The sequence below is a fragment of the Janthinobacterium sp. PAMC25594 genome (genome assembly GCF_019443505.1).
GTDB lineage: Bacteria > Pseudomonadota > Gammaproteobacteria > Burkholderiales > Burkholderiaceae_D > Janthinobacterium.
Map to the genome: position 1 here is coordinate 5905881 of NZ_CP080377.1, position 14846 is coordinate 5920726.

Annotated in this window: 15 protein-coding genes; all 15 read left to right on the forward strand. The window is 59.9% G+C overall.

The annotated features are described in order from the left end of the window. The first annotated feature begins 3 nt into the window (after window positions 1-3). The 15 genes from nuoE (at window position 4) to ispF (ending at window position 14819) form a co-directional block, all read left to right on the forward strand. The gene (gene nuoE, locus KY494_RS26490) at window positions 4-483 is read left to right on the forward strand and encodes an NADH-quinone oxidoreductase subunit NuoE (RefSeq protein WP_071076360.1); all 480 of its coding nucleotides are present in this window, start codon (window positions 4-6) and stop codon (window positions 481-483) included. Further along, window positions 480-1775: an NADH-quinone oxidoreductase subunit NuoF gene (gene nuoF / locus KY494_RS26495; protein ID WP_096236670.1), complete on the forward strand. Its 1296-nt coding sequence runs from the start codon at window positions 480-482 to the stop codon at window positions 1773-1775. Before nuoE ends, nuoF begins: the two co-directional genes overlap by 4 nt. Window positions 1776-1797: 22 nt before the next feature. After that, window positions 1798-4131 carry an NADH-quinone oxidoreductase subunit NuoG gene (gene nuoG, locus KY494_RS26500; RefSeq protein ID WP_219888771.1) on the forward strand — a complete coding sequence of 778 codons (2334 nt, stop codon included), beginning with the start codon at window positions 1798-1800 and terminating at the stop codon, window positions 4129-4131. Beyond that, window positions 4131-5213: an NADH-quinone oxidoreductase subunit NuoH gene (gene nuoH / locus KY494_RS26505; RefSeq protein ID WP_219133604.1), complete on the forward strand. Its 1083-nt coding sequence runs from the start codon at window positions 4131-4133 to the stop codon at window positions 5211-5213. Before nuoG ends, nuoH begins: the two co-directional genes overlap by 1 nt. Before the next feature lie 14 nt (window positions 5214-5227). Then, on the forward strand, window positions 5228-5716 hold the full coding sequence (gene nuoI / locus KY494_RS26510) for an NADH-quinone oxidoreductase subunit NuoI (protein ID WP_096236664.1): 489 nt from the start codon (window positions 5228-5230) through the stop codon (window positions 5714-5716). A 66-nt stretch (window positions 5717-5782) separates the two neighbouring features. Then, window positions 5783-6415: an NADH-quinone oxidoreductase subunit J gene (locus KY494_RS26515; protein ID WP_071076364.1), complete on the forward strand. Its 633-nt coding sequence runs from the start codon at window positions 5783-5785 to the stop codon at window positions 6413-6415. Next, window positions 6412-6720, forward strand: coding sequence for an NADH-quinone oxidoreductase subunit NuoK (gene nuoK, locus KY494_RS26520; RefSeq protein WP_010399724.1), 309 nt, complete (start codon window positions 6412-6414; stop codon window positions 6718-6720). The genes KY494_RS26515 and nuoK overlap by 4 nt, the downstream gene beginning before the upstream one ends. Window positions 6721-6766: 46 nt before the next feature. After that, window positions 6767-8851, forward strand: coding sequence for an NADH-quinone oxidoreductase subunit L (gene nuoL, locus KY494_RS26525; protein WP_219133603.1), 2085 nt, complete (start codon window positions 6767-6769; stop codon window positions 8849-8851). 29 nt (window positions 8852-8880) lie between these two features. Next, window positions 8881-10380, forward strand: coding sequence for an NADH-quinone oxidoreductase subunit M (locus KY494_RS26530; protein WP_219888773.1), 1500 nt, complete (start codon window positions 8881-8883; stop codon window positions 10378-10380). Window positions 10381-10396: 16 nt separating this feature from the next. After that, window positions 10397-11899, forward strand: coding sequence for an NADH-quinone oxidoreductase subunit NuoN (nuoN, locus tag KY494_RS26535; protein ID WP_219133601.1), 1503 nt, complete (start codon window positions 10397-10399; stop codon window positions 11897-11899). 3 nt (window positions 11900-11902) lie between these two features. Next, window positions 11903-12232 carry a DUF2818 family protein gene (locus KY494_RS26540; protein ID WP_219888774.1) on the forward strand — a complete coding sequence of 110 codons (330 nt, stop codon included), beginning with the start codon at window positions 11903-11905 and terminating at the stop codon, window positions 12230-12232. Between the two features lie 74 nt (window positions 12233-12306). Continuing rightward, window positions 12307-12864 carry an NUDIX domain-containing protein gene (locus KY494_RS26545; RefSeq protein WP_219888776.1) on the forward strand — a complete coding sequence of 186 codons (558 nt, stop codon included), beginning with the start codon at window positions 12307-12309 and terminating at the stop codon, window positions 12862-12864. A gap of 8 nt (window positions 12865-12872) precedes the next feature. Then, entirely contained in the window at window positions 12873-13571 is a 699-nt protein-coding gene (locus KY494_RS26550) for a hypothetical protein (RefSeq protein WP_219888777.1), read from the forward strand. A 16-nt stretch (window positions 13572-13587) separates the two neighbouring features. After that, a complete protein-coding gene (gene ispD, locus KY494_RS26555) occupies window positions 13588-14301 on the forward strand; it encodes a 2-C-methyl-D-erythritol 4-phosphate cytidylyltransferase (RefSeq protein ID WP_219888779.1) in 714 nt (237 codons plus the stop codon). A 17-nt stretch (window positions 14302-14318) separates the two neighbouring features. Continuing rightward, entirely contained in the window at window positions 14319-14819 is a 501-nt protein-coding gene (gene ispF, locus KY494_RS26560; RefSeq protein ID WP_219133595.1) for a 2-C-methyl-D-erythritol 2,4-cyclodiphosphate synthase, read from the forward strand. Window positions 14820-14846 lie beyond the last annotated feature (27 nt).

Here is a 14846-nt window from a genome sequence, read left to right on the forward strand (position 1 = left end):
AGTATGTTGTTATCAGAGCAATGCTATAAGAAAATTGACCGCGAGCTGGCCAAGTACCCGGCCGACCAGCGTCAGTCGGCCGTCATGGCCGCGCTGGCTCATGCCCAGGATGAACTGGGCTGGCTGGCGCCGGACACCATGAAGGAACTGGCCGATTACATCGGCATGCCGGCGATCGCCGTGCAGGAAGTGGCCACGTTCTACAATATGTACAACGTGAAACCCGTGGGCAAGCACAAGATCACCGTGTGCACCAACCTGCCATGCGCCCTGTCGGGCGGCGTGCGCGCCGCAGAGTACCTGAAGCAGAAACTCGGTATCGATTTCCGCGAAACCACCGCAGACGGCCAGTTCACGCTGGTTGAAGGCGAGTGCATGGGTGCTTGCGGCGATGCGCCGGTCTTGCTGGTCAGTAATAAAACCATGTGCAGCTGGATGTCGAACGAGAAAATCGACGCCATGCTGGAGGAACTCAAGAAATGACGTCACTCCACAACCGCCATATCGATCCATTGATCCTGAAGGATCTGGATGGCAAGAACTGGCATTTGCAAGATTATGTGAACCGCGGCGGCTATAGCGCGCTGCGGCGTATCCTGGAAGAGAAAATCACGCCGGAACAGATCATCGCCGACCTCAAGGCTTCGTCCTTGCGCGGCCGTGGCGGCGCGGGTTTTCCTACCGGCTTGAAGTGGAGCTTCATGCCGCGCCAGTTCCCGGGTCAAAAATACCTCGTCTGCAATACAGATGAAGGCGAACCGGGTACTTTCAAGGACCGCGACATCATTCGTTACAATCCCCATGCGCTGATCGAAGGCATGGCCATTGGCGCTTATGCGATGGGCATCACCGTCGGCTATAACTATATCCACGGCGAAATCTGGGCCGAGTACGCCCGTTTCGAAGAAGCGCTGGAAGAGGCGCGCGCCGCCGGTTTCCTGGGCGACAAGATCATGGGCAGCGAGTTCTCGTTCCAGTTGCATGCGCACCATGGTTATGGCGCCTACATCTGCGGCGAAGAAACGGCCCTGCTCGAATCGCTGGAAGGCAAGAAAGGCCAGCCGCGCTTCAAGCCGCCTTTCCCCGCCTCGTTTGGCCTGTACGGCAAGCCGACGACGATCAACAACACGGAAACCTTCGCGGCCGTGCCATTCGTGCTGAACATCGGTCCAGAGAAATACCTGGCGATGGGCAAGCCGAACAATGGCGGTTCGAAGATCTTCTCGATCTCGGGTGATGTGGAATTGCCGGGCAACTACGAAGTGCCGCTCGGCACGCCGTTCGCCACCCTGCTGGAACTGGCAGGTGGCATGCGCGGTGGCAAAAAGATCAAGGCCGTGATCCCTGGCGGCTCGTCCGCGCCGGTGATCCGCGGCGACATCATGATGCAGACCGACCTGGACTATGACTCGATCGCGAAAGCCGGTTCGATGTTGGGTTCGGGCGCCATCATCGTGATGGACGAAACACGCTGCATGGTAAAGGCGCTGGAACGCCTGTCCTACTTCTACTTTGAAGAATCGTGCGGCCAGTGTACGCCTTGCCGTGAAGGCACAGGCTGGATGTACCGCATGGTGCACCGCATCGAGCAGGGGCAGGGTCGTCCAGACGACCTGGACATGCTCAACTCGATCGCCGACAACATCCAGGGCCGCACGATTTGCGCGCTGGGCGATGCGGCTGCCATGCCGGTACGGGCCTTCATTAAGAATTTCCGTGAAGAATTTGAATATCATATCGAGCACAAGCATTGCTTAGTGCCCGCATATATCTAAGCTGCGTCAGGTAACGATCACCATGGTTGAAATCGAAATAGACGGCAAAAAAGTCGAAGTCCCTGCTGGTAGCATGGTGATGGACGCCGCCAACAAATTGGGAACCTACATTCCGCACTTCTGCTATCACAAGAAATTGTCGATCGCAGCGAACTGCCGCATGTGCCTGGTCGAAGTGGAAAAGGCTCCGAAGCCTTTGCCCGCTTGCGCGACCCCGGTCAGTGCCGGCATGATCGTGCGCTCCGCCAGCGATAAAGCTGTGCAGGCGCAAAAGTCGGTCATGGAATTCTTGCTGATTAACCACCCGCTCGATTGCCCTATCTGCGATCAGGGCGGCGAATGCCAGTTGCAAGACTTGGCAGTCGGTTACGGCAAGAGCGAATCGCGCTACAAGGAAGACAAGCGCGTGGTGCAGCCGAAGGAAGCCGGTCCGCTGGTCTCCATGCAAGAGATGTCGCGCTGCATCCAGTGCACCCGCTGCGTGCGCTTTGGCCAGGAAGTGGCCGGCGTGATGGAGCTGGGCATGATCGGCCGCGGCGAACACTCGGAAATCGTGTCGTTTGTCGGCCAGACGGTCGACTCCGAACTGTCGGGCAACATGATCGACCTGTGCCCGGTCGGCGCACTGACCTCGAAGCCGTTCCGCTACAGCGCCCGTACGTGGGAACTGTCGCGCCGCAAATCGGTCAGCCCGCATGACGGCCTCGGTTCGAACCTGATCGTGCAAGTGAAAGCTGGCAAGGTCAAGCGCGTATTGCCGCTGGAAAACGAAGCCGTCAACGAGTGCTGGATCTCGGACAAGGACCGTTTCTCGTACGAAGCGCTGGACAGCGCCGAACGCCTGACTTCCCCGATGCTGAAACAAGGCAACGAGTGGAAAGAAGTCGATTGGCAGACGGCGCTGGAATACGTGGCGCACGGTTTGAAAAACATCAAGCACGAGCATGGCGCTGACGCCATCGCCGCGCTGGCCACCCCGCATTCGACCGTCGAAGAGCTGGTCCTGCTGCAAAAAGTCGCCCACGGCCTCGGTTCCGAGAACGTCGACTTCCGCCTGCGCCAGACCGACTTCGCGCTCGACGCCAATGTGAAACCATGGCTGGGCATGCCGATCAGCGAATTTGGCCAGATCAAGCGCGCCTTCGTCATCGGCTCGTTCCTGCGCAAGGATCACCCGTTGCTGGCCACGCGTCTGCGCGCGTCCGTCAAGGGCGGCGCCAAGCTGTCGATCCTGCACGCCTCTGACGATGATCAACTGATCACCATCGCCAACAAGATGATTGTCGCGCCGAATGATTGGCTGGCGGCCTTGTCGGAAGTGCTCGTCGCTGTTGCCAAAGCCAAAGAAATCGCCGCGCCAAACGGTTTTGAAACGGTTGTTGCTTCGGACGTGGCCGTCGCCATCGCCGCCAGCCTGATGGCCGGCGACCATGGCGCGATTTTGCTGGGTAACGCGGCAACGCAACACCCGCAAGCGTCGCAACTGCATGCTGTCGCGCAATGGATCGCCGAACAGACGGGCGCCAAGCTCGGTTACCTGACGGAAGCGGCCAACACGGTTGGCGCGCACCTGGTCGCCAAGCCGCGCGCGAACGTGCAAGCTGCCTTTGCCGTGCCGAAAAAAGCCTACGTGCTGCTGCACGCCGAGCCGGAACTCGATGCCGCCAATCCACAGGCGGCGCGCGCCGCCCTGGATGGCGCCGACATGGTCGTGGCGATGTCCGCCTTCAAGCACGGCATGGAGTACGCCGACGTCTTGCTGCCGATCGCCCCGTTCGCTGAAACCTCGGGCACCTTCGTCAACTGCGAAGGCCGCGCGCAAAGTTTCAACGGTACCGTGAAACCGCTGGCCGATACCCGCCCAGCCTGGAAAGTGCTGCGCGTCCTGGGCAACATCCTGGGCCTGGCCGGTTTCGACTACGACACCTCCGAAGCGATCCGCGACGAAGCGTTCGGCGCCGGCGTGACCGATCTGTCGGCACAGCTGAACAACATCGCCAGGAACGCACCGGAAGCGGCTGCGTACGCACCGGCATCGCCTGCGCTGCAACGCATCGCCGACGTGCCGATCTACTTCGCCGACGCGCTGGTACGCCGTTCCGAACCGCTGCTGCGCACGGTCGATGGCGCCGCGCCGCAAGCGCACCTGTCCCTGGCGCTGGCTGAAAAGCTGGGCATCAAGGCGGGCGACAAGGTCAAAGTGGCGCAAGGCTCCGGCAGCGCCATCCTGGTGGCGGCACTTCACGCCGGCCTGCCAGCCAATGTGGTCAAAGTGTCGGCGGCGCATGCCTCGACGGCTACCCTGGGCGGCATGTTCGGTGACATCACAGTTGAAACAGCAGAGGGGAAAATCTGATGGCTCTGCCTGAATTTGTAAACGTCATCAACAGTACCGGCCAGGATTTGCTGGGCGGCTCCTGGCCGTTCTTCTGGACCCTGATCAAGATCCTGTGCGTGCTGTTGCCGCTGATGGGCCTGGTTGCTTACGCCACCCTGTGGGAACGCAAGCTGATCGGCTGGATCCAGATCCGTGTCGGCCCGAACCGCGTGGGCCCATTGGGCTTGCTGCAACCGATCGCCGATGCGCTGAAACTCTTGTTCAAAGAGATCATCATCCCGGCCAAGGCCGCCAAGGGCCTGTTCGTGATCGGCCCGATCATGACCATCATGCCGGCCCTGGCCGCCTGGTCGGTCGTGCCGTTCGGTCCGCAAGCCGTGCTGGCCAACGTCAACGCGGGCTTGCTGCTGCTGCTGGCGATTACCTCGATGGAAGTCTACGGCATCATCATCGCCGGCTGGGCCTCGAACTCGAAGTACTCGTTCATGGGCGCCATGCGCGCTTCGGCACAGATGATTTCGTATGAAATCCCGATGGGCTTCGTGATGGTCATCGTGCTGATGGTCTCGGGCAGCCTGAACTTCATCGACATCGTCGGCGGCCAGCAAATCGGCTACTTCGCCGACAAGGGCGTGAACTTCATGTCGTGGAACTGGCTGCCGCTGCTGCCGATGTTCGTCATCTACCTGGTGTCGGGCCTGGCTGAAGCCAACCGTCACCCGTTCGACGTCGTCGAAGGCGAGTCGGAGATCGTCGCTGGCCACATGGTCGAGTACTCGGGCATGGCCTACGCCATGTTCATGCTGGCCGAATACGCCAACATGATCCTGATCGGCGCGCTGGCTTCGATCATGTTCCTCGGTGGCTGGTCCGCACCATTTGCTTTCCTTGAGTTCTGGGGTGGTTTCGGCGGCTTCTTCTGGCTGTTCGCCAAGACCTTCTTCATCGTGTCGGTGTTCATCTGGGTCCGTGGTACTTTCCCACGCTATCGTTATGACCAGATCATGCGCCTCGGCTGGAAAGTGTTTATCCCGTTGACGCTGGTCTACCTGGTCTTCGTCGCTGCCTGGATGCAGACATCCTGGAATATTTGGAAGTAAGAGAGTGCATACGAATGGATAAGGTAAAAGATTTCCTCAGCAGCCTGTTGTTGGGCGAGCTGATCAAGGGCATGGCGTTGACAGGCAAGTACATGTTTTCGCGCAAGATCACGGTGCAATTCCCGGAAGAGAAGACACCGATCTCGCCGCGTTTCCGTGGCTTGCACGCGCTGCGCCGCTACCCGAACGGCGAGGAACGTTGCATCGCCTGCAAACTGTGCGAAGCGGTTTGCCCGGCGATGGCCATCACGATCGAATCGGAACAGCGTGACGACGGTTCGCGCCGCACCACGCGTTACGATATCGACTTGACCAAGTGCATCTTCTGCGGTTTCTGCGAAGAGTCCTGCCCGGTCGATTCGATCGTCGAGACGCAAATCCTGGAATACCACGGCGAGAAACGCGGGGATTTGTATTACACGAAAGAGATGTTGCTGGCCGTGGGTGATCGTTATGAAAATGACATCGCCGCTGCGCGCGCCGCCGACGCACCTTATCGCTGATGGATGCGCCGCAGCCCCAAAGCTGCGGCGCGCCCCTCGTTCATCTGTACGTCTATTGGGTTTTTTATGGACTTTAAAACAATTTTGTTTTACGCCTTCGCGCTGATCTTGATTCTGGCAGCGACGCGCGTCATCACGGCCCGTAATCCGGTCCACGCAGTACTGTTCCTGGTACTGTCCTTCTTTTCCGCAGCGGGCATCTGGATGCTGCTGCAAGCTGAATTCCTGGCCATCGTGCTGGTATTGGTGTATGTCGGCGCCGTGATGGTGCTGTTCCTCTTCGTCGTCATGATGCTCGATATCAATATCGACCGCATGCGCGAAGGTTTCTGGGGCTACCTGCCATTGTCGGTGACGGTGGGCGTGATCATCGTGCTGGAAATGGCCGCCGTCCTGTGGCACGGTTTCCGCAACTTTACGCCTAGCATCGCTCCGGTGAACGTCAACCTGGGCGGCACCAAGGAACTGGGCTTGCTGATCTACACGGAATATGTGTTCGCCTTTGAGATCGCCGCCGTCGTGCTGCTGGTGGCCATCGTCGCCGCGGTCGCACTGACCCTGCGCAAACGCAAGGACACCAAGCATTTTGCTCCAGGCGATGCGGTACGCGTCAAGCGCAACGACCGCCTGAAGATCATCAAGATGGACGCGGTCGTCGAGCGTCCTGCGGCTGAGCCGGAAGTTAAGGAGGCACCATGACATTATCGCTCACACATTTTCTGGTCCTGGGCGCGATCCTGTTCGCAATCTCGATCGTCGGTATTTTCCTGAACCGCAAGAACATCATCGTATTGCTGATGGCAATCGAATTGATGCTGCTGGCGGTGAATATGAATTTCATCGCGTTCTCCCATTTCATGGGCGACGCGGCCGGTCAGATCTTCGTTTTCTTCATCCTGACGGTTGCCGCCGCTGAGTCGGCTATCGGTCTGGCTATTCTGGTGGTGATGTTCCGTAATCTGGATACCATCAACGTCGAAGACCTGGACAGCCTCAAAGGCTGATGTTTTTCAGACTCGATCTCTCGAATAATAACGATTAAGGTTCATCATGGCGGGGCAACTCCTCAACCCTAACCTCCTTCTTGCCGTACCGCTGGCGCCGCTGGCCGGTGCCGCGATTGCAGGTTTGCTTGGCACCCAGTTCCTGGGTAATTTGGTCGGACGCAAGACGTCGCATACCGCGACGATCCTGGGCGTACTGATTGCGTTCATCCTGTCCGTGCAGACACTGCTGGCAGTGATGGATGGCGCGACATTCAATGGCACGATCTATAACTGGATGACGATCGGCACCCTGAAGATGGAAGTGGGCTTCCAGATCGATTCGCTGTCGGCGATGATGATGTGCGTGGTCACCTTCGTTTCCCTGATGGTGCACATCTACACGATCGGCTACATGAAGGACGACGAAGGCTACAACCGCTTCTTCGCCTACATCTCGCTGTTCACGTTCTCGATGCTGATGCTGGTCATGGCCAACAACTTCCTGCAACTGTTCTTCGGTTGGGAAGCCGTGGGCCTGGTCTCTTACCTGCTGATCGGTTTCTGGTACCAGCGTCCGACGGCCATCGTGGCCAACATGAAGGCTTTCCTCGTCAACCGCGTGGGCGACTTCGGCTTCATCCTGGGCATCGGCCTGCTGCTGGCCTATGGTCAATCGCTGGACTACCAGGAAATCTTCGCCAAGAAGGAAGCCTTGTCCGTGCTGACCCTGCCAGGTACCGACTGGGCCCTGCTGACCGTTGCCTGCATCTGCCTGTTCATCGGCGCGATGGGCAAATCGGCGCAGTTCCCGCTGCACGTGTGGCTGCCTGACTCGATGGAAGGTCCTACCCCGATCTCGGCACTGATTCACGCCGCGACGATGGTGACGGCCGGTATCTTCATGGTCTCGCGCATGTCGCCGCTGTTCGAACTGTCCGACACGGCACTGTCCTTCATCCTGGTGATCGGTTCCATCACGGCGCTGTTCATGGGCTTTTTGGGCATCATCCAGAACGACATCAAGCGCGTGGTCGCTTACTCGACCCTGTCGCAGCTCGGCTACATGACCGTCGCGCTCGGTTCGTCCGCGTACTCGGTGGCCGTGTTCCACCTGATGACGCACGCCTTCTTCAAGGCACTGCTGTTCCTGGGCGCCGGTTCCGTCATCATCGGTATGCACCACGATCAGGATATCCGCAACATGGGTGGCCTGCGCAAGTACATGCCGATCACCTGGATCACGTCACTGGTCGGTTCGCTGGCCCTGATCGGCACGCCGCTGTTCTCGGGTTTCTACTCGAAAGACAGCATCATCGAAGCCGTCGAAGCGACGCACATCTGGGGTGCTGGCTTTGCCCAGTTCGCCGTGCTGGCTGGCGTGTTCGTCACCGCCTTCTACTCGTTCCGCATGTATTTCCTCGTCTTCCACGGCAAGGAACGTTTCGGTCAGGCGCATGCCCACGGCCATGACGACCATCACGCGCCTGCGGCCAAGCATGATTCGGACGCGCACGATGAAGAAGACGAAGACGACCACGCGCACCACGGTCTGGAACCTGGCCAGAAGCCGCATGAATCCCCATTCGTCGTGTGGTTCCCGCTGGTGATGCTGGCGATCCCGTCGCTGCTGATCGGTTACCTGACGATCGGCCCGATGCTGCATGGCGATTTCTTCAAGGGCGTGATTTTTGTGGGCGAAAACCATCCGGCAATGGAAGAGTTGTCGCATGAATTCCACGGCGCAATGGCGATGGCGATCCACGGCCTGTCGACGGCACCGTTCTGGCTGGCATTGTCCGGCGTGGTGGCAGCCTACTACTGCTACATGGTCAACCCGCGTGTACCGGCCTGGTTCTTTGCCAAGTTCCACGCGATCCACACCCTGCTGGACAACAAGTACTACCTGGACAAGTTCAATGAAGTCGTGTTCGCCGGCGGTGCCCGTTTGCTGGGTAATGGCCTGTGGAACTTCGGTGACAAGAAGCTGATCGACGGTTTCGTCGTCAATGGCAGCGCCAAGGTTGTCGCCTGGCTGTCCTCGCTGTCGCGAGGCTTGCAGACCGGCTACATCTATCACTATGCATTCGTGATGATCCTGGGCGTGCTGGGCTTCCTGATCTATTTCCTGCCATTCTGGCCCGCTAAGTAAGCTGACCTGATAAAAGAATACTGAGAACCATGATGCAGTCTACGATTTCTACACTACCTCCTTACCTGAGTCTGTCGATCTGGGTGCCGATCATTTGCGGCGTCCTGGTCCTGGCTCTTGGCCGTGACAGCAAAGCGGGCTTTACCCGCTGGCTGTCGCTGGCTGGCGCCGTGCTCAGCATGCTGTGCACCTTGCCGCTGATCCAGCATTTCGACAACGCCGCACACGGCATGCAATTCGTCGAAAAAGCACCGTGGATTGAAACTTTCAATATCTGGTACTCGCTGGGTATCGATGGCCTGTCGCTGTGGTTCATTCCACTGACGGCCTTCATCACGGTCATCGTCGTCATTTCGGCCTGGCAAGTGATCGAGAAGCGCGTCGCCCAGTACATGGGTGCCTTCCTGATCCTGTCGGGCCTGATGATCGGCGTGTTCTGCGCGCTGGACGGCTTGCTGTTCTACTTCTTCTTTGAAGCAACCCTGATTCCGATGTTCATCATCATCGGTATCTGGGGTGGTTCGAACCGCGTGTACGCGTCGTTCAAGTTCTTCCTGTACACCTTCTTCGGTTCGCTGCTGACCCTGGTTGCCATCATCTACCTGCGCAATGTGTCGGGCACCTTCGACATCCTGGCCTGGCATGCGTTCAAGCTGACGATGAACGAGCAGATCTTCATCTTCCTGGCCTTCCTGATGGCGTTTGCCGTGAAAGTGCCGATGTTCCCGGTCCACACGTGGTTGCCGGACGTCCACGTGGAAGCGCCGACGGGCGGTTCCGCCGTGCTGGCCGCCATCATGCTGAAACTGGGCGCGTATGGTTTCCTGCGTTTTTCGCTGCCGATCACGCCGGACGCCAGCCACTACCTGTCGGGTTTCATGATCGCCTTGTCGCTGATCGCCGTCATCTACATCGGTCTGGTTGCCCTGGTGCAAACCGACATGAAAAAACTGGTCGCCTATTCGTCGATCGCGCACATGGGTTTTGTGACCCTGGGCTTCTTCATGTTCAACGACATCTCGGTGCAGGGCGGTATCGTGCAGATGGTCTCGCACGGTTTCATCTCCGCTGCGATGTTCCTGTGCATCGGCGTGCTGTATGACCGCATGCATACCCGCAACATCGCCGACTACGGCGGCGTCGTGAACCGCATGCCGAAATTTGCCGCCTTGTTCGTGCTGTTCTCGATGGCCAACTGCGGTCTGCCAGCGACGTCCGGCTTCGTCGGCGAGTTCATGGTGATCCTGGGCGCGGTGCAATACAACTTCTGGATCGGTCTGCTGGCTGCAACGGCACTGATCTGGGGCGCGGCGTACTCGCTGTGGATGGCCAAGCGCGTGGTGTTCGGCAAGATCAAGAACAAGCATGTGGCCGAACTGACCGACATTAACAAACGTGAATTTTTCATGCTTGCTGTGCTGGCCATCGCCGTGCTCGTGATGGGTCTGTACCCAGCCCCGTTCACCGACACGATGCAAACTTCGGTTGCCGACCTGCTGCAGCATGTCGCCATCAGCAAGTTGCCTTAAATAGAAGACCGATAACATGACTAATGCACCTAATCTGGTACCGCTGTACGCGGAAATCTTTCTGCTGATCGCCACGTCGGCGCTCTTGCTGATCGATATGTTCTTGCCTGCGGCGAAGCGTTCGATCACCTATGCGCTGTCCTTGCTGACCCTGGCCGGCTGCGCCTTGCTGACCGTGGGCGACTTCAACGCGGGCACCACCGTCTACACGTTCCATAACATGTTCGTGTCGGACCCGATGTCGCAGCTGCTGAAACTGTTCTCGTACGGCGCCGTGGCGCTGACCCTGATCTACTCGCGTGCCTATGCCACCGACCGCAGCATGCTGTCGGGTAACCTGGGCGGCGAGTTCTACGTGCTGGCCCTGTTTGCACTGCTGGGCCAGATGATCATGATCTCGGCCAACAACTTCCTGATCATCTACCTGGGTCTGGAACTGATGTCGCTGTCGCTGTACGCACTGATCGCCTTGCGTCGTGACAATGCCAAGGCCACGGAAGCGGCCATGAAATACTTCATCCTGGGCGCGCTGGCTTCCGGTTTCATGTTGTACGGTATCTCGATGCTGTACGGCGCGTCCGGCACGCTGGACCTGGGCGAACTGCGTGTGGCGCTGGAAAACGGCAAGACCAACGGCACCATCATGGTCTTCGGCCTGGTGTTCCTGGTAGCCGGCCTGGCCTTCAAACTGGGCGTCGTGCCATTCCATATGTGGGTGCCTGACGTGTATCAAGGTTCGCCAACGGCCGTGACCTTGCTGCTGGGCGGCGCGCCGAAACTGGCCGCGTTTGCCATCACCCTGCGTTTGCTGGGCGAGGGCTTGCTGCCGATGGCGCATGACTGGCAGCAAATGCTGCTGGTACTGGCCGTGATGTCGCTGGCTATCGGTAACTTTACCGCCATCGCGCAAACGAACCTGAAGCGCATGCTGGCGTACTCGACCATCGCGCAAATGGGCTTCGTGCTGCTGGGCCTGCTGTCGGGCACCGTGGACGCACCGAACAACACCCTGAACGCGGCTGGCGCAGCCACCGCCTACGGTGCCTCGATGTACTACGTGATCACCTACGTGTTCACCACCCTGGGTACCTTTGGCGTGATCATGTTGCTGGCACGTAATGGTTTCGAAGCAGAAGAACTGGCCGACTTCAAGGGCCTGGGCAAACGCAGCCCGATCTTCGCACTGGTGATGACCCTGTTCATGTTCTCGCTGGCCGGCGTGCCGCCGCTGATGGGCTTCATGGCCAAGTACTCGGTGCTGGCCTCCGTGCTGGCCACGGGCCAGCTGTGGCTGACCATCGCTGCCGTGCTATTCTCGCTGATCGGTGCCTTCTACTACCTGCGCGTCGTGAAAATGATGTGGTTCGACGAGCCGACGGACAGCAACGCGCTGGTCGTGCATGGCGACATGCGCGTCGTGCTGGCCCTGAACGGCGTGTTCGTCCTGGCCCTCGGTGTGATGCCTAACAGCATCCTGGCTGCCTGCGCGACCGCCATCACCAAGACTTTGGCGTCCTGACCGATGGATGTCACCGCCTCGAGCTGGTTGGTGATCGCCTTGGCCATCCTGGGCGCCAACCTGCCTTTCTTGAATGAGAAACTGTTTGCCGCCGTGCCCCTGAAAAAGGCGGCGCAGGCAGACGGGGACAAAGGCTGGCGCAAGCCGCTGGCGCTGCGCCTGCTGGAGATGGTGATTCTGTACTTCATCGTCGGCGCCGTGGCGTTCGCGCTGGAAGCGCGCATCGGCAACGGTTTCCCGCAGACGTGGGAGTTCTATGCCATCACGGGCTGCCTGTTCCTGGTGCTGGCCTTCCCCGGCTTTGTCGGACGCTACCTGCGCAAGCGGCGCTAGCCCATCGACCGAAAGCGGCGCCTCTGGCGCCGTTTTTTTTTATTGAGCATAATCAACGTATGGATACAGAACACATGGATATGAATTTAACTGAAACCAAAGTGGACGGCGAGCTCGTCTACCAAGGCGGCTTCTTGCGCGTACAGCGCGACCGCGTCGCTCTGCCGGACGGCAAGATCACGGCGCGCGAATTCATCCTGCACCCGGGCGCCGTCGTCATCCTGCCGCTGCTCGACGATGGCACCGTGCTGATGGAGCGCCAGTACCGCTATCCGCTGGACAGGGTCTTCATTGAATTCCCGGCCGGCAAGATCGATGCGGGAGAATCGCACCTGGCGTGCGCCCAGCGCGAGTTGCTGGAAGAGACGGGCTACACGGCCAGCGACTGGCAATTCGTTTCCACCATCCATAACGCCATCGCCTATTCCGACGAGCACCTGGAACTATTTTTGGCGCGCGGTCTGGTCGCCGGCGAACGCCAGCTCGACGAGGGCGAATTCCTGGAAACGTTTACGGCCACCGTGCCGCAGCTGCTCGACTGGGTCAAGGATGGCACCATCACGGATGTGAAGACCGTCATCGGCATCTTTTGGCTCGACAAGATCACCAGCGGCGCCTGGCAGCCGTCTTGATCCTGCGCATGCGCATCGCTCTTTTCCTGCTGCTTGCCGGTGCCACCCTGGGTGCGCAGGCGCAGGCGCGCACGCCGTTCCAGGTGCGCTGCGAAGATACGATCAGCAAGACGGTGTCCGTGCTGACGGCACAACAGAACGGCTACAGCATCGATACGCATCTGCCGTACAAGGCGCTGACCGTCATGAAGGGCACGGCGCGGGCGAATACCTGGGTGCTGGGTCTGACGAAGACCGAGTCGCAAGTGCAAATCGGCCTGGCCGGACCCATGCTGCAAGATCCTGCCAGCGGCTATGAATGCGTGGCGCCGCAGATTTCCGTCAAGCTCAACTACGCTCCCGTGGTGATCTATATCGGCCGCGAGTTCGCCCCCGGCAGCTGCGCGTATGATGAGATACTCGCGCATGAACTGCGGCACATGAAGACCTATATGGACCACTTGCCGCGCGTGGAAAAGACGGTGCGCGCGGCGCTGGCCAGGCGTTTCGAGGCACGGCCCCTGTACGCGCCCAGCGGTACGGCCAAGGCGGCGCTGGCGCGCGAGATCGACACGGGTTGGTTGCCATACGTCAAAGCCGAGATGCGCAAGGTGGAAATCTTGCAGGCCGCCATCGATTCGCCGCAAGAATATGCGCGCCTGGGCAAGGCGTGCAAGGGCGAAATCCAGAACATATTGGCGGGCAAGGTAGCGCCCGCCCAGCAGTGACAAGACAAGGAAGCGCATGACAGCAGCATCGAATCGCCCCCGCTATTTTGCGCTGATCCCCGCCGCCGGCGTGGGCGCGCGCATGGGAGCGGGCAGTCCCAAGCAGTATTTGCCGATCGCCGGCAAACCCATGCTGCGCCACGCCGTGGACGCCTTTCTCGCCAGCCCCCTGATCGCGCATACGTACATCGTCGTCAGCGCCGAGGATGGCGTGATTGACACGGTCGTGCCCGGGCAAGGCGCAGGGTTTGGCATATCGGTGCTGCGCTGCGGCGGCGCCACGCGCATGGAAACCATCTTGAATGCCCTGCAGGCGCTGCACGGCAGCATCGATGCCCATGACCAGGTGCTGGTGCACGATGCGGCGCGGCCCGGTCTGACACCGGCGCTGATCGCCAAGCTCATTACCGAAGTCGGTGCACATCCGGCCGGCGGCTTGCTGGCCTTGCCCGTGGTCGACACCGTCAAGCGGGCCGGCCCCGCGCATGTGTCGGCGCAGACGGTGCCGCGCGATCATCTATGGCTGGCGCAGACGCCGCAGATGTTCAGCTATGCCTTGCTGCACCGGGCCTTGTCCGAAGCGCCCGACCCGCAAGCGATCACGGACGACGCCAGCGCCGTTGAAGCGCTGGGCCTGGCGCCCAGGCTCATTGAGGGCCACCCGCGCAACCTGAAGATAACCTTGCCGCGCGACATACACACGGCCGAGCTGTATTTGGCCAATTCATGACCTTACAAGAGACTTGCATGCACACAACGACTCCCGACCTCCCATTTCGCATCGGCCAGGGCTATGACTGCCACGCGCTGGTGGAGCACCGCGACCTGATCATCGGCGGCGTGAAAATCCCCCATCACCTGGGCTTGCTTGGCCACTCCGACGCGGACGTGCTGCTGCACGCGATTACGGACGCCATTTTCGGCGCCGCCGCCCTGGGCGACATCGGCCGCCATTTCCCCGACACGGACGCGCAATTCAAGGGCGCCGATTCGCGCACCCTGCTGCGCGAAGCCGTGCGCCGCGTGCAAGCCACCGGTTATATCATCGGCAATATCGACGCCACCATCATCGCCCAGCGCCCGAAAATGGCGCCGCACATCGCCGCCATGTGCGCCAATGTGGCCGAAGACCTGGGCGTGAATGTGAGCCAGGTCAACATCAAGGCCAAGACGAATGAAAAGCTGGGCTACCTGGGCCGCGAAGAGGGCATCGCGGCCGAAGCCGTGGCCTTGCTGCTGCGCGCCTGAGACGCCAACCATTGATCGATTAACGAC